This is a genomic window from Fodinibius salicampi, assembly GCF_039545095.1.
GTDB classification, from domain to species: Bacteria; Bacteroidota; Rhodothermia; order Balneolales; family Balneolaceae; genus Fodinibius; species Fodinibius salicampi.
This window is the reverse complement of record NZ_BAABRS010000005.1, coordinates 114,862-136,966: the sequence shown is the minus strand read 5'-3', so window position 1 is coordinate 136,966 and position 22,105 is coordinate 114,862. Positions and strand designations below refer to the sequence as shown.

The window sequence follows — 22,105 nt, the reverse complement described above, 5'->3', positions numbered from 1 at the left end:
GGTGAAGGTATTGGCCGCTACATCATCAACATAAATAACTGGCAGTTTCGACAGGTTGGGGAACAAGTTTTTAAGGTTCTTGTTTAAGTAAAAAAGACTCATCTACTATAATAAATCGTAAGAGGAATACAATGTTAGGACAAGAAAATAATTACAGACTCCCAGGTATTACTACAATAATTGCTCTTTTTTTAATGACAATAGTTGGAATCGCCGGATGCGACGAACAAAACAGTACAGGCCCCGATCCTGATCCCGGCTCTGATGATGATAGTATTTCGACCGTTGTAAGCGAGGACAGTACCTTAAAGACCTTTTCAGGCATATTGGTACAAACAGGATTAGATGCCGAATTGGAATCGGAGGGATCTTTTACTGCTTTTGCACCGACCGATTCGGCTTTTCACAAGCTCCCCGAAGGATTGCTGGATGATCTTACCGGCGAGGAGCTAAAGGAGATCCTCAATTATCACCTAGCGTCAGGAGCCATGTTTACAGGCGATATCCAGGAGAACGAGGAGATAGAAACGAATGCGGGCAGTTCTATATTCGTGAGGGCCAATAATGATATAGAACTAAACCACAAGGCCATAATTACCGAAGGGGATAAAGAAACCGCAAATGGGGTAATCCATAAGATTGATAACGTACTTCTTCCGGATGCGTATCTGACCGTTTTTGGTGCGATCGAAAAGCGGTACAGCCTGTCAAAGTTCGCTTGCTACTGTACGTCCGGACGAACAGAGCTTGAGGGTGTTCTGGAAGATGAAACGGCAGAATTTACAGTGTTTGTCCCAACTGACGAGGCCTTTGAAAACTTTGAGCAAAATGTGGATGATCTTTCTGATTCTGACCTGAGGGAGATTTTAAACTACCATGTTGTGGAACAGGAGATCTTATCCGATGAGCTGAGTGACGGTCAAACGCTGACAACCCGGAATGGAGAAGACCTTATGGTATCGGTGTCGAATGATGGCACTATAACGCTCAATGGAGACCGGGCCGTAGTTCAGCAGGCAGATATCGAGGGGAAGAATGGGGTCGTCTATATTATTGATGCTGTTGTAGATCCCCACTCCGGCAGCGGAATGTAAGTGGTATAGTGGCTTTTACTGTTGTATCTGCGATTATTAAACGAAATAAAAAGAGAGGGCGTACCCTTAAAGTACGCCCTTTATTTTAAACCATTCGTTTGCTGTGTCTTCGATCACGCTTACTCCACATCTCCCATCAGACGCTTAACATAGGGGCTGGCAAGCAGGGCAACTATTCCACCGCCGCCTACAATCATAGCTACGCTCCAGAAGAGACTGCTGGGCGCCAGAGTTTCAAGCTGGCCGGCCATAAGTCCGGCAAAGAGATTCCCAACGGCAGCAGCTACAAACCAAACCCCCATCATCTGGCTTACGCGCGTCTTAGGTGCCAGCTTGGTCATGGAAGAAAGTCCCACAGGTGACAAGCAGAGCTCGCCACAGGTATGCAGGAAGTAGGTGACAATCAGCCACGATGGACTTACAGGGTTGGCCTCGGTTGCGTTGACTGCGCCCCAAGACAGCACGAAAAATCCGGCGGCAAGTCCGAATAACCCCAATCCAAATTTAACCGGGATAGAGGGGTTTGCATTTCTGGATGCCAGCCAGGTCCATAGCCATCCAAAGATGGGGGCAAATACGACAATGAAAAAGGGGTTAATAAGCTGCAGTGTGCTGGCCGGTGTTTCCCATCCAATACCGATGCGCTGGATAAGCCACCAGGTAAAAATGAGTATCCCTACCGAAGAAATGCCTACCACCCATTTGGCAAAAGACCAAAGATTATCACGATTGATTACACGGTAGACCATATAAAGTACCGGAACGGCAATAAGGAGGGTGATGATAAGGGCGGTCGTTCCATCAAGCCAGGCAACGTCGCCAATCGAGCGGTTGGTCAGATCCTGGGCAAAGAGATTAAGCGAAGAGCCTGCCTGTTCAAAACCACTCCAGAAGAGGGCGGCTAAAATAAAGAGCCAGAAGATAACCCCTAGCTTTTTTTGTTCGTCTCTGGTATGGCCGCCAAAGAAAATGATGTATCCAAAAAATAGGATAGTAATGGTAACGGCTGCACCGCCCAGGTATTCGGCTAAAGTCTGGAGCGTAATGTCAATGACGCCCGAGCTCATCAAAAAGGTAAATGCAACAATAGCACCTGCGGTGACAGAAAGAATGGTGTAGAACTTTCGGCTGCGGGCATTGAGTACTTCCTGGCTTTCACCGGTCTTAAGGTCACCGGCATTGCCCAAAAATTTATACCCGTATTTATAGGAAATAAGTCCGAGTATCATTCCAAATCCGGCCAGCGAAAACCCGTAATGCCAGTTGTATCCTTCGCCAAGAAGGCCGCAAAGCAGGGGACCTAAGATAGCTCCGAAGTTGATACCCATATAAAAAATGGAAAAGCCGGCGTCGCGGCGGGCCCCGCCTTCGGGATAAAGATCGCCAACCATTGAACTGACGTTGGGCTTTAGCAGGCCGGTACCAATAACGATGAGTGCTAGCCCAATATAAAAGAACATGGTGGTGGGGATGGCCATGCTAAAGTGTCCGGCGGCGATAATACAACCACCTACAAATACGGCCTTACGCTGGCCCCATAATTTGTCGGCAACCCAGCCACCCGGCAGCGAGAGTACATACACGAAAAAAGTATATAATCCGTAAATGGCTGTGGCCTTTCCGACGCTGAAGCCAAGGCCGGGATTGCTGCCAATGGCTTCTGCTGTCATAAAAAGAACCAGCAGGGCACGCATTCCATAATAACTGAATCGCTCCCAAAGCTCCGTGAAAAATAGTGTTGATAGTCCCCGTGGGTGACCAAAAAAATCGTTTTCCTGGCCAGAATTAACCGTCCCTGCTTGTTCGTTTGCCATTTATAGCTGATTTATTTCGAATTGCCGTTTAGCCCAAAAATCACATCGTATTCACGCGGTGAATGATAATTAAACCGACATAGTGAAGCAACTTTTAAGTCCACTCCGCTACCGAAAAGCTATTTTAGTGAACTTTATTAGGCAGATACGTAATCCGAAATTAATTTTTTACATTGCTTTAAAATCAGGAATAAAACACGAGTGGATATGGGTTCTGAAAGAGGCAAAGTCAAGGACATTAAAGCGCCAACCGGAACAAATCTGCAATGCAAGGGGTGGCACCAGGAGGCTGCCCTGCGCATGTTGATGAACAACCTTGATCCGGAAGTGGCGGAGAAACCGGAGGAATTGATCGTCTATGGTGGTGGAGGAAAAGCGGCGCGGAACTGGGAGTGCTATCACAAGATTACGGAAACGCTAAAGCGCCTGGAAAATGATGAGACCCTGCTCGTGCAAAGCGGAAAGCCGGTGGGCGTATTCCGGACCCACGAAGAAGCTCCACGCTTGCTCATTGCCAATGCACATTTGGTGCCGAAGTGGGCGAATTGGGATGAATTTCGGCGGCTTGACAAAATGGGACTGACTATGTACGGCCAAATGACCGCCGGCTCTTGGATTTATATCGGAACGCAGGGTATCCTGCAGGGGACCTACGAAACTTTCGCGGAGTGTGCCCGCCAGAAATTTAACGGTACCCTTCAGGGACAATTACTGGTTACCGCCGGGCTTGGCGGGATGGGCGGAGCTCAGCCGCTGGCAGCAACCATGAACGGCGCAGCTTTTATTGGCATAGAGGTAGATGAGCGACGCATTGATCGTAGGGTGGAAACCGGCTACTGCGATGAAAAATGCACTAATCTTGATGAGGCTCTTGAAAAGGCGTTGGATGCCAAGGAAAAAGGAGAAGCGCTTTCCATAGGATTGCTGGGTAATGCAGCAGAGGTATTGCCGGAGATGCTGGAAAAAGGAGTGGTTCCCGATGTATTAACCGATCAGACATCAGCACATGACCTGCAGCTTGGATATATTCCCGCGGGGATGTCGCTGGCCGAGGCGGCTGAAGAGCGGGAGCTTAATCCACAAATGTATCAGGGTGCGGTGCTCGATTCCATGGAAACCCATGTCGAGACGATGCTAAAAATGCAGGAAAAAGGCGCCGTAACCTTTGACTATGGCAACAATATCCGCGGACAGGTGGCCGATCATCGCGGAATGGAGGAGGCTTTTAACTTTCCGGGATTTGTCCCCGCTTTTATTCGTCCGCTTTTTTGCCGAGGTTCGGGACCGTTTCGCTGGGCGGCGCTGTCCGGAAATCCCGAAGATATCTATACGACGGATAGGGCTGTACTGGATACCTTTCCTGAAAAAGAATCGCTTAATCGCTGGATTCACAAAGCACAGGACCAAGTGCAGTTTCAGGGCCTTCCTTCGCGTATCTGCTGGCTGGAATACGGGGAACGGGCAGAAATGGGAGCCAAATTCAACTGGCTTGTCAAAAAAGGAAAGGTAGATGCTCCGCTGGTTATTGGTCGCGACCATTTGGATACCGGCTCCGTGGCTTCCCCTAATCGCGAAACGGAAGGAATGAAGGACGGTTCGGATGCTATTGCGGACTGGCCGCTGTTAAATGCCATGCTCAATACGGCCAGCGGAGCCAGCTGGGTATCGCTGCACCACGGGGGAGGTGTGGGTATCGGCTATTCCATTCATGCGGGCATGGTGTGTGTGGCCGACGGTACCGATATGGCCGACGAACGACTCCAGCGTGTACTTACCAACGATCCGGGCAGTGGAGTTATGCGTCATGCAGATGCCGGTTACGAAGAGGCCATCAAAACAGCCAAAGAGCGGGGTATGGATTTGCCGATGATAGAGTAATATCTATATTTAAGGACAAAACATGTAAATAAATGCAATAACCAACCTTTGGAAATCTATGAAAATGATAAGCAAAATAGTGATACTGGTTTTTCTATTAACTGGTTTGGCAATTATGTGTTACGGACAAGAAAGAGAGGAAGAAAAAGCAGTTTTGGAAACTGTACAGAAGCTTTTTGATGCTATGGCCGAAGCAGATTCTGCAAAAGCTGCATCGGTATTTATGGATGGTGGACATACGTTCCGAATCAATGAAGCGGGTATTGTTAACTTGGGAGAAAATAGTTCATTTGTGGAAAGTATTGGAAACTTTGAGCAGACGATAGTTGAGCGTATGTGGAATACTAAAGTGCTGGTTGATGACAATGTCGCGATGGCATGGACACCTTACGATCTGCATGTTGATGGCACCTTCTCTCACTGTGGGACCAACCTAATTTCACTGATTAAAACCGAAGCAAATTGGAAAATTGCGGATATCACTTATAATGTTAAGCAGAATGCTTGTGAAGAGAGTCCTCTGGGACCGTTAGAGCAGAAGTACTGAAACAAAAGTTATTGTTTCTCGTCTGATAAGATATCTTAATATAATTTCATTCTTCTTATGGAAACAATACTTGTAATTCTTGGTGGAATCTGTATTATTGCCGGATTTTTCGGATCTTTTTTGCCGGTATTGCCCGGTATACCCGTCACTTATTGTGGATTGTTATTACTTCAATTCGCCACGCAGCCATTTACAGTACAATTCCTGATTATCTGGTTATTGATCATAGGGGCTATACAGATTTTAGATAATGTGATACCCGCCTACGGCACAAAAAAGTTCGGAGGGTCGCCATACGGCATTTGGGGAAGTATAATCGGGATGATAGCCGGACTTCTGTTTTTACCTGTGGGAATTATTGTCGGTCCATTAGCCGGGGCTTTCCTGGGAGAGTTGATTGGAGGACAATCATCGGACCAAGCCCTGCGATCAGCAGTCGGGTCATTTATGGGATTATTAGCTAATATCCTTCTTAAAGTGATTGCATCCGGAATGATGGCATATTATTTCTTTATGCATATATAGTCTTATAGAGAGACTGTTTTAATGAGTTGGCACCTTGCCATACTGTAACATAACAGCGTCAAATACGTGAAAATATATAAGGAAACAAATCAAAGAATACTCTTTTCAGGTAAACTTCAATCAGGAATTATATCAATGAAAAGTTTTATTACATCATTTTGTTGTTTGCTGGTTTTGACCGTTAATGCTTTTGGTCAGGAACCCGATCAAAAAGAGATTCCTATTGCAATAGGGGAAGAAGTGAATAATACGTTAACGCAACATGGCTCACACTTCTATTCAACTGAATTAGATTCCGGGCAATTTGTGTTCGGAAAGGCCAACCAGCAGAGTGTAGATGTAGTGGTTACGGTCCATAGTCCAAAGGGAGAGGAAGTTGCTACCTTTGATGGCCCGGCGCGAGGACACGAGCGCTTTCAATTTGATACGAAGTTGTCCGGTAACTACCGGATTGAGGTGGCACCGTATAAGCAAGAAGAGGGGAACTATTCCTTTTTGGTGTCGACGGTAGAGCCTATTGCATCTGATCCTGATGCTCGTGTAGATCAATTGATGATGGCATATTCTGGGAATGATGTGCCGGGTGCGGAAGCCATGGTGATCCGGGACGGTGAAATCCTATTTTCAGAGGCTTATGGTATGGCCAATCTTAGCTACAATATTCCTTTTGATGTTGAAACCCGAACCAATATCGGGTCGACGTCCAAGCAGTTTACGGCTTTTGGATTGTTATTACTGGCCGAGCAGGATAAGCTTTCACTGGATGATGATGTCCGTGATTATATTCCTGAACTGCCGGAGTTCGAACACACCGTAACCCTTCGCCATTTACTAACGCACACCAGTGGTTACCGGGAGTTTTTAAATACATTGGCAATGACGGGGCGGGACCTGAGTAGTGATTTGGATCGAGAAATGATTATAAAGGTGGTTCAACGTCAGCCTGAACTACAAAACAAACCCGGGGCCCAATGGAATTACAATAACACTGGATACGCTTTGATTGCTGAAGTGATTAACCGGGTTACTGATATGGCTTTTCCTGAATATATGAAGAAGCAGGTTTTTGAGCCTCTTGGAATGAATCATACGATGGTACGGAAAACCCAAAACCAGGTGGTGCCGGAAAGCTCTCAGGGCTATACAATGAGCAAAGATGGAGAGTACAGGGAAGTGGCAGATTTAGGCGGGGCTATGGGTGCTGGCGGTATTTATACAACCCTTGGGGATCTAGCTAAATGGATTCGAAACCTGGAGGAACCAACAGTTGGCAGCGAAAATATCATCCGGCAAATGACTACTCCTTACAAACTGAATAACGGCCAGTCCACCGAATATGGGCTGGGGCTTTTTGCACAGGAGTACAGGGGACTGGAATATATACACCACGGCGGATCGGATCTGGCACACCGGTCAATGCTGATGTATTTCCCCGAGATCGAGGCCGGAGTTGTAACCCAAAGTAATAACAGTTCTTTCCAGGGTGATATAGCGCAAAAAATTGCGGATGAGTACTTTGGAGAACATATGGAACCTAAAGAAACGGAGGAGTCAGGTGAGGAGGAATCCTTTAACTATGAACCCGAAAACTTCGAGCCGCTGACAGGACGTTACGAACTGGTTATTCAGCCGGGCTTTGTTCTTTCATTCTACCGCGACGGAGACAGACTTTATACCCAGGCTACAGGTCAGCCTGAAGTAGATATAACGGCTACCTCCGACTCTACCTTTAGTTTGGTGGGAGTGAATGCTGATATTACATTCCATCTGAATGAAGACGGGACGGCCGATTCTCTCACGCTTCATCAGAATGGAAATCATATTGCAAAACGCATTGAGTGGGATCCGGATATGGAGCAGATGAAAAAATATACCGGCCGCTATTTTAGTGAGGAAATAGAAACTAGCTATACAATTGCTCTTGAAGACAGCAGCCTGGTACTGCGGCACTATTATTTGGATGACATTACCTTATCACCCGGTAATGAGGATTCTTTTTCAGGCGAATTTCCGGTCACAGACTTTTCATTTATCCGAAATGAAGAGGATGAGATAACCGGATTTAATGCATCCAATGGACGTACAAAAAACGTATTTTTTGAAAAGAAAGAATGATAGAGGTTATTGTTTTTTCTGAAAGATGATTACCCGGTCAGCAGAAAAAGAGATATGAGCATCCCAATGGTCGGCAAGCCAGCGAAACGTATTTTTGGTATAAAAAGTAACGTGGGTCAGATCCAGCCGGTAATGCCATTCGGCAAAGAAATCCTTATCATCTTTAGCAATTTTAGTCATGATGCCGAGATACCCACCGGGACGCAGGCAGCTCCATAGCCGCTCTAATTCTTTGCCGGGATGGAAAAGGTGCTCCACCACTTCGGTAGCTGTAATGAAATCGTAAGTCTCTTCAAAAACCGAGGGATCATCATCGTAAAAAGAATCGTAAATCCGCATGGTATGTCCCTCTTCTTCAAACATGAGATTAAGGGTAGGGCCTGGACCTGATCCGAAATCCAGTCCTTTACTTTCGGGTTCAAGCAGTTCGTTTAACGGATGAAATAGCTGTCCTAGGAAATTGCGATAGCCTTCGTCTTGGGGATCGTTTTCATGGGTTTCGTAACGGTCAAATTCGGCACTCCTAGAGGGACGATCTTTCGGAGGAGCAAAGATCAATCGACAGTTTTGGCACTGGTAGTAATCCGAAGCGTGGTGTTCGGATGTGTCTTTAAAGAAATGCTGGATATCAGTGCTGCTGCACAAAATGCAGGATGAGATGGACATATTTAACTGAAACGAATATTCCGATTATTTAATGTATAAGATACAAATTATGCCTCAAGTTATACTGACCGTTTTCTCCTTGTTAAAGCCTCTTGAAATATGATTTAGGGGTTTAGTTGTTTTATCCGCAGAGGGATTTCTTAGGTCTGCTTGGCAAAAAGAACTTCATCAAATGAAGAAGCAACAAACGTTGCTGCTTCCAGAACCTTTTCGCGGCTTACATTTTCAGTAAAAACGAAGAATTGTGTTGCAAGGCCCGCTTTTTTGATCTCGTAGTCAGTATATCCATCTCCAACTGTAATTATTTCTCCTTCGAGATTGAGTTGTTCAACGACTTTAATTTTCCCACTATCTCCTGCGAGTGGATTTTGTTGGTCAGCGCCCGTAATATTTCCTGATTCATCAAACTCAAAGGTATTGGCCAAGACGTGATCTTCGGGAATACCAAAATCAGCGACGACAGGCACAATAAATTCTTTAAATCCACTGGAAATAATATAGATCGAATCCGAATGCTCTTGGATAAAGGCTCGATTTTTTTCAAAGGAAGGCGATATTTCTGACTTTAGGAGAGGGATCAACTTTTTGAGATGTGATTTGTTTGCTTCTAATACCGCTAGCCTCCTTTTAAGGGAATCGGTGAATGATAACTCTCCGTTCATGCCTAAATCGGTGATATCAGCTATCTGCTTTACTTTTTGATCTTTATCAGCGTTGCCATCTAACGATATTGTGGCTAATAAGTCTAATGATTCAACGCTTACAAAAGTGCTGTCAAAATCGATGATAAATGTTTGATTGTCCATCTACTTTCCTTTCCATATTAGGGCAATGATGCTTCAATAAATATTGCTCTGTGAGTCAGTATTTTAATTTGAGAAGAAGTAAAGGCTTTTTTTAGGTATTAGCAATACCCGTAAGAGGAGTATCCTATGAAATGAGAATTATTTGCACTTAGTGTATTATTTTTTCTGGAATTATATCTGCTAAATGTACTATTTCTCATATATTACTCTATAAGTTCATCTAATTACAGTATTTAAAGATCATCAAAATGAAAATTGTAGAAAAAGAAGCGTTTACAGTTATTGGGATTAAAGTAGAGGCGGATTGGCAGAGTTTACATAAAGTCATGCCGCCATCCTGGGAAAAAGCTAAAGGACGGCTGAACGAGATCGAGGGCCGTAAGGAAGATGTGATGATGGATGTTTCGCTGGATGTTACAGATGGACAATATACCCAGTTAATTGGGGTGGAGGTAGAAAAGGATTCAGAAGTCCCTGATAAGATGGAAAAAGTTGATATACCCATTCAAAAATATATTTATGAGCAGCATCAGGGTGCTTTGGAAGGGATTGCCGAAACATTCGGCAGGATGTACGATTGGGCTGAGGAGAATGATATAGAAGCCGGGGACTTCAAAATTGATTATGGGTATCGAAAAGGCAATTCAGATCAAGTACATGAACTGTATATAAAAGTGCTCTGAGAGATAGGCGTTCAACTTATTATTGGCCGACAAAACTTTTAGAGCAGTTTTATAACCCGAGGAGTTTATGGGCTATCATTCCAATAGCAAAACCTAATATGGCACCCAGCGGAGGCTTCCAATGATTTTTCATTTTTGCCTGTGGAGCAATATCCTGAAAGATTAGGTATAAAATGCCTCCGGATGCAAAACTCATGATACTGGCTGTAAGTATGTTATTATCTTGCAGGAAAAAATATCCCAAACAAGCTGCTATAGGACCAATAAAGCTTATTGCAAATAAAGCAATTTGGATTTTGCGGGATGAAAGGCCGGAGTGTTTCATTTCTCGGTAAGAGTTAAATCCTTCGGGAAGGTTTTGTGCTGCAATAAAGCTGCCTAACAAAATACCGAGGTTTTGATTTTGTCCAAATACCGCTCCCATCGAGATTGCTTCTGGAATAAAGTCTAATAACATTGCCATTAGCTGGGCTTTTTGACCACTTATTTTTGTGATTACTGCATCCAAAAAGCAAAATATTAAACCGCCCAGGCAAAAGGATATGGTCAATGATGTTATACCCAATTCTTCAATAGCCTTGGGAGTAAGGGCATAGGCAACAGCAGCCAGTAGAATGCCACCCCCGAGGGCAACAATGCCATAAATAAATTCCTGTTTTGCCTCGGTATTGGGCGTATCTTCAATTTGGGCTATGCTACTGCCGATAAAGGCCGAAAATCCTGCAAGCCAAGAGATGCCTATAATGAAGAGTAGTTGACTCATAGGAAATCAAGATTAATTGTTTTTGAAAATAATCAAAATTGGTATCGGGTGTTAAATCCTCGTATTTTTGAACAAATATCGATAAAGAAATCAGTCCAGTGAAGATTACCATTCCCAGTTTGTACGAGGATTTATCGAATAGTATTTCTGATCTTAAAAGGGATAAATCATCAATAAGAACCTCCAGAGATATTGTTGAGGAGGCACTTGATCGCGATGAGCCAATGTATGGTATCAATACCGGTTTTGGTGCCTTGGCGAACAAACGTGTGAGCGGGAAGCAACTTATGCAATTGCAACGCAATTTGATTTTGTCACACTCGGTGGGTGTTGGGGATTTAATTCACAAAGATATTTCTCAGCTGATGCTTCAGCTTAAGATTCATGCACTTGGATTAGGTAACTCGGGAATCTCAGAGAAAACATTCGATCGCCTGATCTATTTTTTTGAGCACGATTTGATTCCTGCAATGCCAGAGAAGGGAAGCGTGGGAGCTTCCGGAGACTTGGCGCCGCTGGCTCATATGGCGCTTCCGCTGTTAGGGTACGGACTGTTCTGGAATAAGGAAGGGACCGATACCATCCCGGCTGAAAAAGTGTTGAATGAGCACGGTCTCAACCCTATTGATCTGCAACCCAAAGATGGACTGTCACTTATTAATGGTACGCAGCTAATGAGCGGATACGGCGCGTACGTACTGGAAAAATCGCTTAACCTGATGAAGGCCTCCGATCTGATTGCGGCGATGAGTTTGGAGGCATTGCAGGGCAGTATCAAGCCGTTTGACGAGCGCATTCACGAAATTCGTCCCCATAAAGGACAGCAGGAAGTGGCCCGTAATGTGCGTGAGTTACTGGTTGATAGTGAGATCCTGGAGTCGCATCGGCATTGTGGAAAAGTACAGGATCCGTACTGCCTTCGGTGTGTGCCACAGGTACATGGGGCAAGCAGAGATGGATTGCGATACTGCAGGGAAGTAATAGAAACCGAACTGAACTCCGTAACGGATAATCCGCTCGTTTTTGAAAACGGCGATATCATTAGTGGCGGAAATTTTCACGGTCAGCCTTTGGCCTTGGCTTTAGACCATGCGAAGATTGCTTTGGCTGAATTTGCGAGTATTTCTGAGCGGCGTACATATCTGCTTTTGGAGGGCCATGATGGACTTCCTAAGTTGTTAATGGAAGAAACGGGGATTAACTCCGGCTTTATGATCCCCCAATATACTTCGGCTTCGCTGGTCTCGGAAAATAAGGTGCTTTGTCATCCCTCTTCAGTTGATTCCATTCCGACCAGCCTTGGGCAGGAAGACCATGTAAGTATGGGGAGCATCAGTGCGCTGAAGCTTCTGGAAGTCTATCAAAACGTAGAGCAGGTATTGGCCATTGAGCTTTTTACCGCCGCACAGGCGCTGGATTTCCGTAAACCTCTTAAACCTGGAACCGGAGTAGAGATTGCTCATGAGTATGTACGAGATATTATTCCCCATGCTACCACCGATCACTATTTTAAAGATGACATCAGCAAGGCGGTAGAATTATTGCAAAGTCGTAACATGGTAAAGGAAGTGGAGCAAGAACTTTGCCCATTAGAATAATCTTTTAATTTCCTGGAGCAAGAACAATAAACACTGGAATTGATGCCCATACTAAAAAATATAGGATTTCTGGCAACTTGTAAGGAAGAAGGAGGACAGGGAGCAATACATCCTATTAGAAACGCGGCAGTAGCCTGGAAAGAAGAAACGATACAATGGGCTGGGAAAGAAACCAATATTCCTGATACTTATGCGGAATACGAACCTGTGGATGCTGGCGGTAAGATGGTGATCCCTGGCTTGATTGACTGCCATACGCATCTGGCTTTTGGTGGCTGGCGTTCTGATGAGTTTACCATGCGGGTAAAAGGGAAAAGTTACCTTGATATTGCTAAGACGGGAGGAGGAATTTTATCTACGGTGCGGGGCACTCGGAATGCATCGGAGGAGGAATTATATAAGAAAGCTTCCTCTTTTTTAGAAAAAATGAGCGCGCTGGGAGTGACAACGGTTGAATGTAAAAGCGGTTATGGCCTGTCGGTAAAAGAAGAATTGAAAATACTTCGTGTTTATCGACGGTTATCCGAGACTCATCCAATGCATATCGTGAGTACCTTTCTAGGAGCACATGCTATTCCCCCAGAATATGAAGGCGATCGCGAAGGATATATTGATTTAGTAATTGAGGAAATGATTCCAGCGGTATCGGGGGAGGATCTTGCCGAGTTTTGTGATGTTTTCACCGAAGAATCTGCCTTTTCTGTTCGGGAGTCGCGTCGAATACTGTTTGCGGCCCAGGTAGCGGGACTGACGCCCAAGATACATGCAGACCAGCTGACCTCGTGCGGGGGGGGTGAACTGGCCGCAGAACTTAAGGCTGCCAGTGCGGACCATCTGGAGAAAATATCGGATAACGGTATTGAAGCAATGGCCGATGCCGGAGTGGTCGGAGTTATGTTGCCTCTGGCCTCACTATATACTCAGGAAAAACCATTAAATTGCAGGAAACTGGTAGAGGGAGGAGTAAAGGTTGCCGTGGCTACAGATTTTAATCCCGGCTCCGCCCCCAGTTATAATCTTCCGCTGGCTATGATGCTAAGCTGTAATCAGGGGCGGCTGACACCTGAAGAAGCGTTGAAGGGGGCTACTATTTATGCTGCCAAAGCACTTAATCGGGATCATGAGTTAGGATCTATCGAAAAAGGTAAGTCCGCCGACTTTGCTGTTATAAACGCTCCGAATCCTAATTTTTGGATATACCACTTCCAACCTAATGATTGCATAATGACAGTCTCTAAAGGAGAAGTTACGCACTCAGAAGATAGAAAATAATCATCGATTCATGGATAACGCTTATCAGGCAGAAAAGGAGATAGCGACTATCTTATTTTGTGATATTCGTAACTTTACCAGCTTATTGGACTCTGAGGATCCCCTTAAAGCTGTTAAATTTGCTAATACGGTATTAGCGGAGCTCGGAAAAGAAGTGGAGAATGTAGGAGGGAGGGTTGATCGTTTTACGGGAGACGGATTTATGGCTCATTTTGGAATTTCGGATAGCTTGGAAAATCATACAGAATCTGCTTGTCGTGCTGCTCTAAATATGCGTGACGCATTGCAGAGCATTAATAATAAACGATATTATGAGGTGGAAAGTGTAGTTGCAACAGGGATTGGCATCCATACCGGAACGGTTGCATATGGAAAGATTGAAACAAGTCAAATTAAACAGGAGACAGTCTTGGGGGATGTAGTCAATACCACTTCTCGTATAGAGGAATTGACTAAGTATTTTTCGGTGGATATTTTGTTGTCTGAGCAGAGCTATCATCTGTTAAAGGAGGAATTTGTTTTCCAAAAGATGCCAGCACAACAACTACGGGGTAAAAAGAAGGAAATGGTAACCTACTGGTTGCTTCCTATGAATTTAAAAAAGGAATAAATTTTAGTTTAGAAATGAATATAACGGTACAAGACGGCAATCAAATAAGCGAGGAAGCAATAGAAGAGCTCAATAAACACGCGGATATGATTGAATGTGAGTGTCCTTCCAAGTTAATGGAGATTCTGCAACTCGTTAGGAATTTTACTGAATATACCGAACAATGTATTGAGAAGTATCCGGAGGATGAGGCAACCCACAGATGGTTAAAGTCCTCATCCATGAATTTAGATCAACTAATTTCAACAACATTGATCCAATTGTCACGTTTTGAAGGATTTATCAACGAAAATAACGAGATTGTAAGTCGAGATGCAGCGCAGGAGTGACAAGACGGAGCGATGAATTAAGCTCCATTATTATCCGACACGTTTAATATTTGGCTCCTCCTTAGGTGCAATGGCTCCTATTTCCCGATAAGAACGATCATAATATAAAATACTTGGATTGTTATTTTTCTGTTCGATTTCTGCCACTTCACCAATGATAATAATATGGTCTCCCGCTGATATTTGATCGTAGGCGCGGCATTGTATAACGGTTGGAACCTCTTTTATGACCGGAGTTCCGTAAGAATTACGCTGGTAACTAATATTTTCAAACTGTTCATTACTACTTAACCCCGAAGTAGAAAAATGATCGCACAGCTTCGCTTGCTTTGGCTGTGGCAAATGAATGGCAAAGTGAGTGGCACGGGTGATAAGAGAATATATCTGGGCCTCTCGGTCAATGTTAAACGAGATGAGCGGGGGATCAAGTGATAGACTGGTAAAAGATCCGATAGTGATGCCTCGTTTTTCTTTTCCTACAGCGGCAGTAGCAATTGCCACCGGGAAAGGGAGTTGCCGCATTGCCTTTTTAAGAGATCTAGCCTGTTCCTTTTTTGGGTTTGAAGCTCCCATAAGAGTTAGAAGATTTTATTAGAAATAAAAGTTAGAATTGAGGACCGAGCTGTGATAAGTATTGGGCATTATCTACAGCCTTGGATAGTTCAATAGTAGCCTTGCCTAATGTTTCGAGTCTGGCAATTATCTCTTTATCGGTTACCTGATGATCATCAAACTGGGAACTATTGACATAAACCCCACTTCCTACCTGATGAGAACCAAAAAATGAGGCAATGGGTTCCAGCTCATGACTAATCGATAAGTAGTGATGGTCGGTAGCACCTGTGGCAATCAGTCCAATAGGACGATCTTCCAAAGGGGCTTCATCTGATTGCCATTGTCCTCTGGGAATCAGGTCAAATAAATTTTTAAGTGCGCCTGAGTAACTTCCCCGGTAGACGGGTGTACCAATGAGAAAGGCGCTGCTGTTAATAATGAGATTAAGTGCATCTGCCGTATCTCCGGTATATTCATCCAGCTTACGTCCGTCAGCGATATCCAAATCATATTCGGCCAGATGAAGGATTTCTGTATTAACATCGAACTCATTCTCGGCTGCCTGTAATGATATTTCGATTGCAGCTCTTGTCTTTGAGGGAGTTGATACGCTACCTACTATGCCTAAAAGATCACTCATAACATGTACATGTTATTTCGAATTGTGATTTAAAACCGGGGTTTTAAGCACCCCGGTACGGATTATTACTATTTCGCAACCAGAACTTCGGACTGTTCAAGCGGCTTGGCTTTTTTTACAGCCGGAATGATTTCATTACCGAAATGAGGCAGCTCATCGGTAAAATGGAGAAATCCGGTAAGTACAAGGTCGACTCCAATAGCATCGAGCTGTCGAATACGTTCGACAATTTGCTCTTTGGTACCAATTAAACCGGTTTTGAACCCGTCGTTATATTGAACCAGATCATTGAAGTCGGAATCGGCCCACATTCCTTCGCCTTCTGGTGCTGATTGTCCGGCCTGTTTTACTTGTTCTTTGAAGCCTTCAACGGCTTCCTCAGTGGCATTTTCAATAATATTCTCCAGTTCTTGCTTGGCTTCGGCTTCCGTATCGCGAGCAATAACAAAGGAATTAACGCCGATTTTAGGGGGCTCAGTACCAAATTCTTCGGCATATCTATTAACCTGTTCAATTTGGCCTTGGATCTTTTCAAGGCTTCCTCCATTTAAAAACAGCCAGTCAGAAACCCTTGCCGCCATTTTTAGAGCTCGCGGAGAGTTTCCGCCCTGGAAGATCGCAGGAGGAGTAACGGGCTTGGGTTGCAGCGGTGCTTCATCAATCTGGTAAAAACGTCCGTCGAATGAAAACGTATCTTCAGTCCATAATCCTTTTAACACTTGAATAAATTCTTCGCTCCGGTCATATCGTTCATCATGTGCCAGCCAAGGTTCGCCGAATCTGGTAAACTCATCCTTAAACCAGCCACTTACCACATTCAAGTGAAACCGCCCGTTGCTGATGCGATCAGCTGTAGCTACAAAGTTGGCAATGGGACCAGGATTCCACTGCCCGGGATGTACGGCCCCGATGAGGCGTAGCTTTTCGGTATTAGCGGCCAGGGCATTGGCAATACTGAGCGCTTCGAGCTGTTTCTCAGCATTATAACTTCCGAAAAAACGGGCCTGGGCAAGCGCATAGTCAAAGCCTACTTTTTCGGCTGTTTGGGCTAATTCTTTATTGTATTCGTAACTCCAGTCAGTGTTCATGGGCCAGTCGGTGATTACGAGTCCACCGCTTACATTTGGAACCCAGTATGCAAATTGTGTATCCATCGTCTTAGTTTGTTATTTGTTGTATGTTTTTATTATAAATAGTTGGTTTTGAGAAAGATGTAGAATAGGGCAAATAAAAAAGCCCACTCACCTGTCGGGTGAGTGGGCTTTTAACTTCTTTCTTTGAAGAGATTAAAAAGTCATGTGGCCTTCGCTCCCATACAGGTGCATGAATGTCGTTCGGACATCATTGGGTCCGTAATACAACAACACATGTACATGGAGCAGAAAAAAGTCATGGAAAAGTTTGTGTTACTTCAATTTGAGTATCACTTAGAAAATTCTCTTCTAACATATAAGTAGTTTTAAAGAAAGTAAAATTGATTTATATCTGAATAAAAAGGATGGGCTGCATAAGACTCTTGGGACTTTTGGGCATATGGTATCAAAGCTATAATATATTACTGCAATACGTTCGCAATAAAGGTGTTAGCGTTTGCTACCGTTTTAAAATAGTGTTATGATACTTGATGGTTAAATCTATGGATGGATTGCATAATGTTATCAAAAAATTAAAAGACGGGATTATGAAAAATGTTATTTTACTAGTAATTATGTGCGTGGCACTGCCTGCATTACTGCCTGCCCAGGAATTGACACCAAAATGGGAAGAGTTAACGGCCTCTGATTGGGATGAAGCCGTAGCTGAATCAGATTCTACTTGTATTCTACCTTTGGGTATACTGGAAAAACACGGACTTCAGGCTCCAATGGGTTCTGATCTGATTGTTGCCCGTAGTTTAGCGTTGGAAGCAGCTAAAAAAGAATACGCTGTTGTTTTTCCGGAATTCTATTTTGGACAGATATATGAGGCAAAACACCTTGGAGGTACCTTTTCTTTACCTTCTGAATTGGTATGGGACATTCTTAAAGAAACGGTTGAAGAAATTGCCCGAAATGGATTTAAGAAAATTGTACTGGTGAATGGACATGGAGGAAATAACTACCTATTACCCTATTTTGTACAGTCTCAGCTTGAGGAAGAGAAGGATTATGTGACTTATCTTTATAGCACCGAACCCGATTCCGAACATACGGAAAAGGTCAATCAGTTGAGGAAATCTGATCCATCCGAGGATATGCATGGCGGTGAGGGAGAAACCTCGCTATTACTTCACCTAAGGCCCGATTTGGTGAAGCTGGAGGAGGCACCCAAGGAATCCGGAGAAGATCAGGCAAGGCTGGATCTCATGGAATCCTTATATACAGGTATTTGGTGGTACGCCCGTTTTCCCAATCATTATGCGGGTAAGGCAGAGGTCGCAAGTGCCGAATTGGGTAAAGTGATGTTTGACTATCGTGTAGATTCATTGGTAGAGGCTCTGAAAAATGTTAAGAATGATAAAACAACGCCGGTCGTACAACAAGAATATTTTGATCATGTTCGAGAGAAATAGATTACAAAAAGCATCTGTTTATTCAGATGGGATAATGGTGTAGTGGCTGTAATTTAACGACCTATTTTTTTTCAAATATTAATATTAAAGAAGTGTCTGATTTAATACCATCTTCAATAGAAATGCCCAAAACCGAAAAAGATGATCCCCGTGTAGGTTATTGGTTGCAAAACAAGCCTCAAAAAACAAAAGTTGTATTGATAGGTTTCCCCTCAGATGAGGGAGTCCGACGGAATGGGGGCCGGGAGGGAGCATCTGAGGCCCCTGACAAAATACGTCAAGAATTGTATAAAATGACCCCTGATGCCGAAGAAACAACCCTTTTTATTGACTTGATTGAGCATACAACTGATGTTGGGGATCTGAAAACTTCTGGTAATTTAGAGGAGGATCAGCAGAAATTGGGAAATATAGTCGCCGGTTACCTCGAACAGGGTGTGATCCCCATTATCCTGGGAGGAGGCCATGAAACAGCCTACGGTCATTTTTCAGGATATGCAGAGGCTAATTTAAAAACCTCTATTTTTAATCTGGATGCGCATACGGATGTACGTCCGTTGAATAATGGAAAAGCTCATTCAGGTTCTCCTTTTCGTCAGGCCCTGGAGCATGAAACATCTGTTGAAACCTATTTGGTAGCAGGATTACAGCCCTACTCTGTGGCTCGCTCCCACCTCAAGTTCATAGATGAGCATGGAGGAGATTACCTGTTTCGGGATGAAACGAATATAACATCGATATCGGGTTTCTTTCATCGGCATGAAAGTGAGCGCCTGATGGTTACTTTTGATATGGATGTGGTTGACCAATCACAAGCCCCGGGAGTGAGTGCTCCATGTGCCAATGGGATAGCTGCCGACTTGTGGTTGACTGCAGCTTATCTTGCGGGGAGAAATGAACAGGTGACCTCCTTTGATCTGTCGGAATTCAATCCCCGATACGATCGGGATAGCCAAACGGCCAAATTGGCGGCACTTACCATCTGGCATTTTTTATTGGGATTAAGCCAACGCTCTTAGAATAACATATTAGGAAGCACTAATTCAAGATAATTGTCCCCTGAATGCTCCCATTGATGAAAATTTGCTTAACTAATTAATCAATAAGTTCGGCTATGGCTTGATTTTTATATCGATTTTTTCTGTTGGAGCTTCCTGTTGATTGCGAATAGCCAGCTGTTGAATGACATTATTGGAGAGCTCTACAAATGCCTGTGCGGATTTGGTATCCATATCGCCCAGGACGATAGGTTTTCCTTCATCACCGCTTTCACGCACTTTTTGTTCCAGCGGAATTTCTCCAAGAAAGTTTGTACCTATTTTGTCTGCAAGGTTTCGGGCCCCATGCTTTCCAAATATGTAATATTTTTTATCGGGCATATCATCCGGAATGAAATAAGCCATATTTTCAACCATTCCAAGTACAGGCACATTAACCTTCTTGAACATAGCCACACCTTTGCGCGCATCATCCAAGGCTACATCTTGAGGAGTCGATACAATAACCGCGCCTGTTAGGGGAACTGTTTGAACCAGCGTGAGCTGAATATCACCCGTTCCGGGAGGCAGATCAAGTACCAGGTAATCGAGCTCCCCCCATTCAACTTCCTGCATAAACTGTTTTACGGCGCTGGTAACCATGGGGCCCCGCCAGATCATCGCCTGGTCCGGATCAACCAACAGTCCCATTGAGAGAAAGCGAATGCCGTACTTTTGCATTGGGATTAATTTTTTATCGGTCGTAATATTCGGACGTTCATGGGTATCCAGCATGGTTGGAATGCTAGGGCCGTATATATCGGTATCCAATAGCCCTACTTTTGCACCGGTACGGGCAAGTCCGCAAGCCAGATTAACGGCAACGGTAGATTTTCCCACGCCGCCCTTGCCGGAAGCTACCGCGATAATATTTTTTACTCCGGAAAGGATCTCCTCATCCTCTTCTTGTTTGTTTTTCTGTTGGCGATGACCCTGACCTGGGAATTCTCCTTTATCCTCGTTATTACGAAACTTAGAGATGTTAACAGCCGTATTGATATCAAGTACGGCATCTTGATCCACATACTTGTGAATCGCTTCTTTGCACTTTTCTTTAAGGCGATGCTCCAGTTCCGTATTTTTTTCCGGTAAATCGATGGTAAAGGTAATAAACGAGTCCTGTACAACCAGGTCCTCTACCATATCGAGGGTTACCAGATCTTTGTTCATTTCGGGATGCAGTACGTGGGTAAGTGCGGTACGTACTTGTTGTTTGTTGATCGCCATGCTATTTGTATAATATTCGGTTTAAGCAAAATATTGCAGTTTATAAAGATAAGAATTTAATACCAGATGCTAAACGCTTATTAGCTAAAGAAATCATTCTTCATTCTAAAGAGAAATATGTATTTTAGGCCACCGTGTTTGATAAGCATTAGACGCACTTTAAATGTGTTAGAATTTTATTTTTAAAGGATCATATTCAGCTACTGTCATCCAGCAGTAAGCGATAATGAAGTTATAAAACAGTAAAGAATTGCAAGGGGACTGATTATGTTGAAACGAACTCCTTTTTACAATCACCATAAACAAGCTGGGGCAAAACTAATTGATTTTGGTGGATTTGAGATGCCCGTCCAGTATGACAGTATCCGCAAGGAGCACAATGTGGTCAGGAATTCGGTGGGAATGTTTGATGTCTCCCATATGGGAGAATTTTTAATTAAAGGAGCGCATGCACTGGATTTGATTCAGCATATTACAATCAACGATGCCTCTAAGTTAAGCCCGGGGAATGCCCAATATACGGCCATGTGTTATGAAAATGGTGGAATAGTTGATGATTTACTGGTATATATGCTGGATGAAAAGAAATACATGTTGGTTGTTAATGCTTCTAATATTGAGAAGGATTATACATGGGTTACCGACAATAATGAATTTGATGCCAGAGTAGAAAATAAATCCGATGAGATATGTTTGCTTGCGGTGCAGGGACCGAAATCGGTAGATGTCTTACAAAAGCTTACAGGTATTAACCTTTCTAACATTAAGTTTTATACCTTTGAAAAGGGGGCACTGGCCGGTTTCGAAAATATCATTTTTTCTGCCACCGGCTATACCGGGGAAAAAGGATTTGAATTATATTTTGATAAGAATGAGGCGGATGCAGAGAGTATATGGACCGCCATTTTGGATGCGGGTAAAGAATTTGGAATAGAACCCTGCGGACTTGGCGCGCGTGACACCTTGCGGCTTGAAATGGGATTTGCCCTCTATGGAAACGATATTACAAAAGATACGCATCCCCTTGAAGCGCGTATGGGATGGCTCACGAAGCTCGAAAAGGGGGATTTTATTGGACGGTCAGCGCTCAAAAAGAAGAAAGAAAAAGGGCTCAAACGCAAACTGGTTGGCTTTACAATTGAAGATCAACGGTCAATCCCGCGCTCCGGTTATGATATTCTGGATGAAGACGATAATGAGATTGGGTTTGTAACAAGCGGAACACGTTCCATTACTCTGAATAAAAATATTGGGATGGGCTACGTGAAAAAAGAATTTGCTGAACAAGATGAAACTATATTCATAAAAATTCGAAACAAAAAGGCGAAAGCCATTGTTGAACAGCCACCATTTATTGATAAGTAGGTGGCAGGAATACTGAAATAAAAGAGCTTA

The 22,105-nt window shown here is 43.8% G+C and carries 21 protein-coding genes; 13 read left to right on the top strand and 8 right to left on the bottom strand.

Going from position 1 to position 22,105, the window contains the following annotated elements:
• The first annotated feature begins 194 nt into the window (after positions 1-194).
• On the top strand, positions 195-1,094 hold the full coding sequence (locus ABEB05_RS15970; protein ID WP_265791542.1) for a fasciclin domain-containing protein: 900 nt from the start codon (positions 195-197) through the stop codon (positions 1,092-1,094).
• A gap of 119 nt (positions 1,095-1,213) precedes the next feature.
• On the opposite strand, the gene ABEB05_RS15965 is transcribed toward ABEB05_RS15970, so the two are convergent.
• Entirely contained in the window at positions 1,214-2,908 is a 1,695-nt protein-coding gene (locus ABEB05_RS15965) for a peptide MFS transporter (RefSeq protein WP_265791543.1), read from the bottom strand.
• A gap of 207 nt (positions 2,909-3,115) precedes the next feature.
• Here ABEB05_RS15965 and hutU point away from each other — a divergent pair, with 207 nt between their 5' ends.
• The 4 genes from hutU (at position 3,116) to ABEB05_RS15945 (ending at position 7,973) form a co-directional block, all read left to right on the top strand.
• Entirely contained in the window at positions 3,116-4,786 is a 1,671-nt protein-coding gene (hutU, locus tag ABEB05_RS15960) for a urocanate hydratase (RefSeq protein WP_265791545.1), read from the top strand.
• 115 nt (positions 4,787-4,901) lie between these two features.
• A complete protein-coding gene (locus ABEB05_RS15955; protein ID WP_265791546.1) occupies positions 4,902-5,333 on the top strand; it encodes a nuclear transport factor 2 family protein in 432 nt (143 codons plus the stop codon).
• A gap of 57 nt (positions 5,334-5,390) precedes the next feature.
• A complete protein-coding gene (locus ABEB05_RS15950; protein ID WP_265791548.1) occupies positions 5,391-5,858 on the top strand; it encodes a DUF456 domain-containing protein in 468 nt (155 codons plus the stop codon).
• 135 nt (positions 5,859-5,993) lie between these two features.
• Positions 5,994-7,973 (top strand): serine hydrolase, encoded by a 1,980-nt coding sequence (locus ABEB05_RS15945; RefSeq protein WP_265791550.1) that lies wholly within the window; start codon positions 5,994-5,996, stop codon positions 7,971-7,973.
• Between the two features lie 6 nt (positions 7,974-7,979).
• Here ABEB05_RS15945 and ABEB05_RS15940 read toward each other — a convergent pair whose 3' ends face one another.
• Together ABEB05_RS15940 and ABEB05_RS15935 are read right to left on the bottom strand one after the other, a co-directional pair.
• Positions 7,980-8,639: a class I SAM-dependent methyltransferase gene (locus ABEB05_RS15940; protein WP_265791552.1), complete on the bottom strand. Its 660-nt coding sequence runs from the start codon at positions 8,637-8,639 to the stop codon at positions 7,980-7,982.
• Positions 8,640-8,779: 140 nt separating this feature from the next.
• A complete protein-coding gene (locus ABEB05_RS15935) occupies positions 8,780-9,445 on the bottom strand; it encodes an HAD-IB family phosphatase (protein ID WP_265791553.1) in 666 nt (221 codons plus the stop codon).
• Positions 9,446-9,693: 248 nt separating this feature from the next.
• Here ABEB05_RS15935 and ABEB05_RS15930 point away from each other — a divergent pair, with 248 nt between their 5' ends.
• Entirely contained in the window at positions 9,694-10,128 is a 435-nt protein-coding gene (locus ABEB05_RS15930) for a GyrI-like domain-containing protein (RefSeq protein ID WP_265791555.1), read from the top strand.
• Positions 10,129-10,177: 49 nt separating this feature from the next.
• Here ABEB05_RS15930 and ABEB05_RS15925 read toward each other — a convergent pair whose 3' ends face one another.
• Entirely contained in the window at positions 10,178-10,891 is a 714-nt protein-coding gene (locus tag ABEB05_RS15925) for a ZIP family metal transporter (protein WP_265791557.1), read from the bottom strand.
• A 98-nt stretch (positions 10,892-10,989) separates the two neighbouring features.
• On the opposite strand from ABEB05_RS15925, the gene hutH reads away from it, so the two are divergent.
• The 4 genes from hutH to ABEB05_RS15905 are packed head-to-tail and all read left to right on the top strand — an operon-like array spanning position 10,990 to position 14,700.
• Positions 10,990-12,489: a histidine ammonia-lyase gene (gene hutH, locus ABEB05_RS15920; protein WP_265791559.1), complete on the top strand. Its 1,500-nt coding sequence runs from the start codon at positions 10,990-10,992 to the stop codon at positions 12,487-12,489.
• A 42-nt stretch (positions 12,490-12,531) separates the two neighbouring features.
• Entirely contained in the window at positions 12,532-13,761 is a 1,230-nt protein-coding gene (gene hutI, locus ABEB05_RS15915) for an imidazolonepropionase (RefSeq protein WP_265791561.1), read from the top strand.
• A gap of 10 nt (positions 13,762-13,771) precedes the next feature.
• Entirely contained in the window at positions 13,772-14,371 is a 600-nt protein-coding gene (locus ABEB05_RS15910) for an adenylate/guanylate cyclase domain-containing protein (protein ID WP_265791564.1), read from the top strand.
• Between the two features lie 14 nt (positions 14,372-14,385).
• On the top strand, positions 14,386-14,700 hold the full coding sequence (locus ABEB05_RS15905) for a hypothetical protein (RefSeq protein WP_265791566.1): 315 nt from the start codon (positions 14,386-14,388) through the stop codon (positions 14,698-14,700).
• Between the two features lie 30 nt (positions 14,701-14,730).
• Here ABEB05_RS15905 and ABEB05_RS15900 read toward each other — a convergent pair whose 3' ends face one another.
• The 3 genes from ABEB05_RS15900 to sfnG all read right to left on the bottom strand — a co-directional run bounded on the left by ABEB05_RS15900 (position 14,731) and on the right by sfnG (position 17,049).
• A complete protein-coding gene (locus ABEB05_RS15900) occupies positions 14,731-15,273 on the bottom strand; it encodes a flavin reductase family protein (protein ID WP_265791568.1) in 543 nt (180 codons plus the stop codon).
• Between the two features lie 31 nt (positions 15,274-15,304).
• Positions 15,305-15,895 (bottom strand): NADPH-dependent FMN reductase, encoded by a 591-nt coding sequence (locus ABEB05_RS15895; protein ID WP_265791570.1) that lies wholly within the window; start codon positions 15,893-15,895, stop codon positions 15,305-15,307.
• A gap of 68 nt (positions 15,896-15,963) precedes the next feature.
• Positions 15,964-17,049: a dimethylsulfone monooxygenase SfnG gene (sfnG, locus tag ABEB05_RS15890; RefSeq protein ID WP_265791572.1), complete on the bottom strand. Its 1,086-nt coding sequence runs from the start codon at positions 17,047-17,049 to the stop codon at positions 15,964-15,966.
• Between the two features lie 527 nt (positions 17,050-17,576).
• Between sfnG and ABEB05_RS15885 the strand changes: the two genes are divergently transcribed.
• Both ABEB05_RS15885 and ABEB05_RS15880 read left to right on the top strand, forming a co-directional pair.
• The gene (locus ABEB05_RS15885; protein WP_265791573.1) at positions 17,577-18,446 is read left to right on the top strand and encodes a creatininase family protein; all 870 of its coding nucleotides are present in this window, start codon (positions 17,577-17,579) and stop codon (positions 18,444-18,446) included.
• Between the two features lie 122 nt (positions 18,447-18,568).
• A complete protein-coding gene (locus tag ABEB05_RS15880; RefSeq protein WP_286669218.1) occupies positions 18,569-19,465 on the top strand; it encodes a formimidoylglutamase in 897 nt (298 codons plus the stop codon).
• Between the two features lie 93 nt (positions 19,466-19,558).
• Here ABEB05_RS15880 and ABEB05_RS15875 read toward each other — a convergent pair whose 3' ends face one another.
• The gene (locus tag ABEB05_RS15875) at positions 19,559-20,710 is read right to left on the bottom strand and encodes an Mrp/NBP35 family ATP-binding protein (protein WP_265791575.1); all 1,152 of its coding nucleotides are present in this window, start codon (positions 20,708-20,710) and stop codon (positions 19,559-19,561) included.
• Between the two features lie 267 nt (positions 20,711-20,977).
• On the opposite strand from ABEB05_RS15875, the gene gcvT reads away from it, so the two are divergent.
• Positions 20,978-22,075, top strand: a complete 1,098-nt coding sequence (gene gcvT / locus ABEB05_RS15870; protein WP_265791576.1) for a glycine cleavage system aminomethyltransferase GcvT — start codon at positions 20,978-20,980, stop codon at positions 22,073-22,075.
• Positions 22,076-22,105 lie beyond the last annotated feature (30 nt).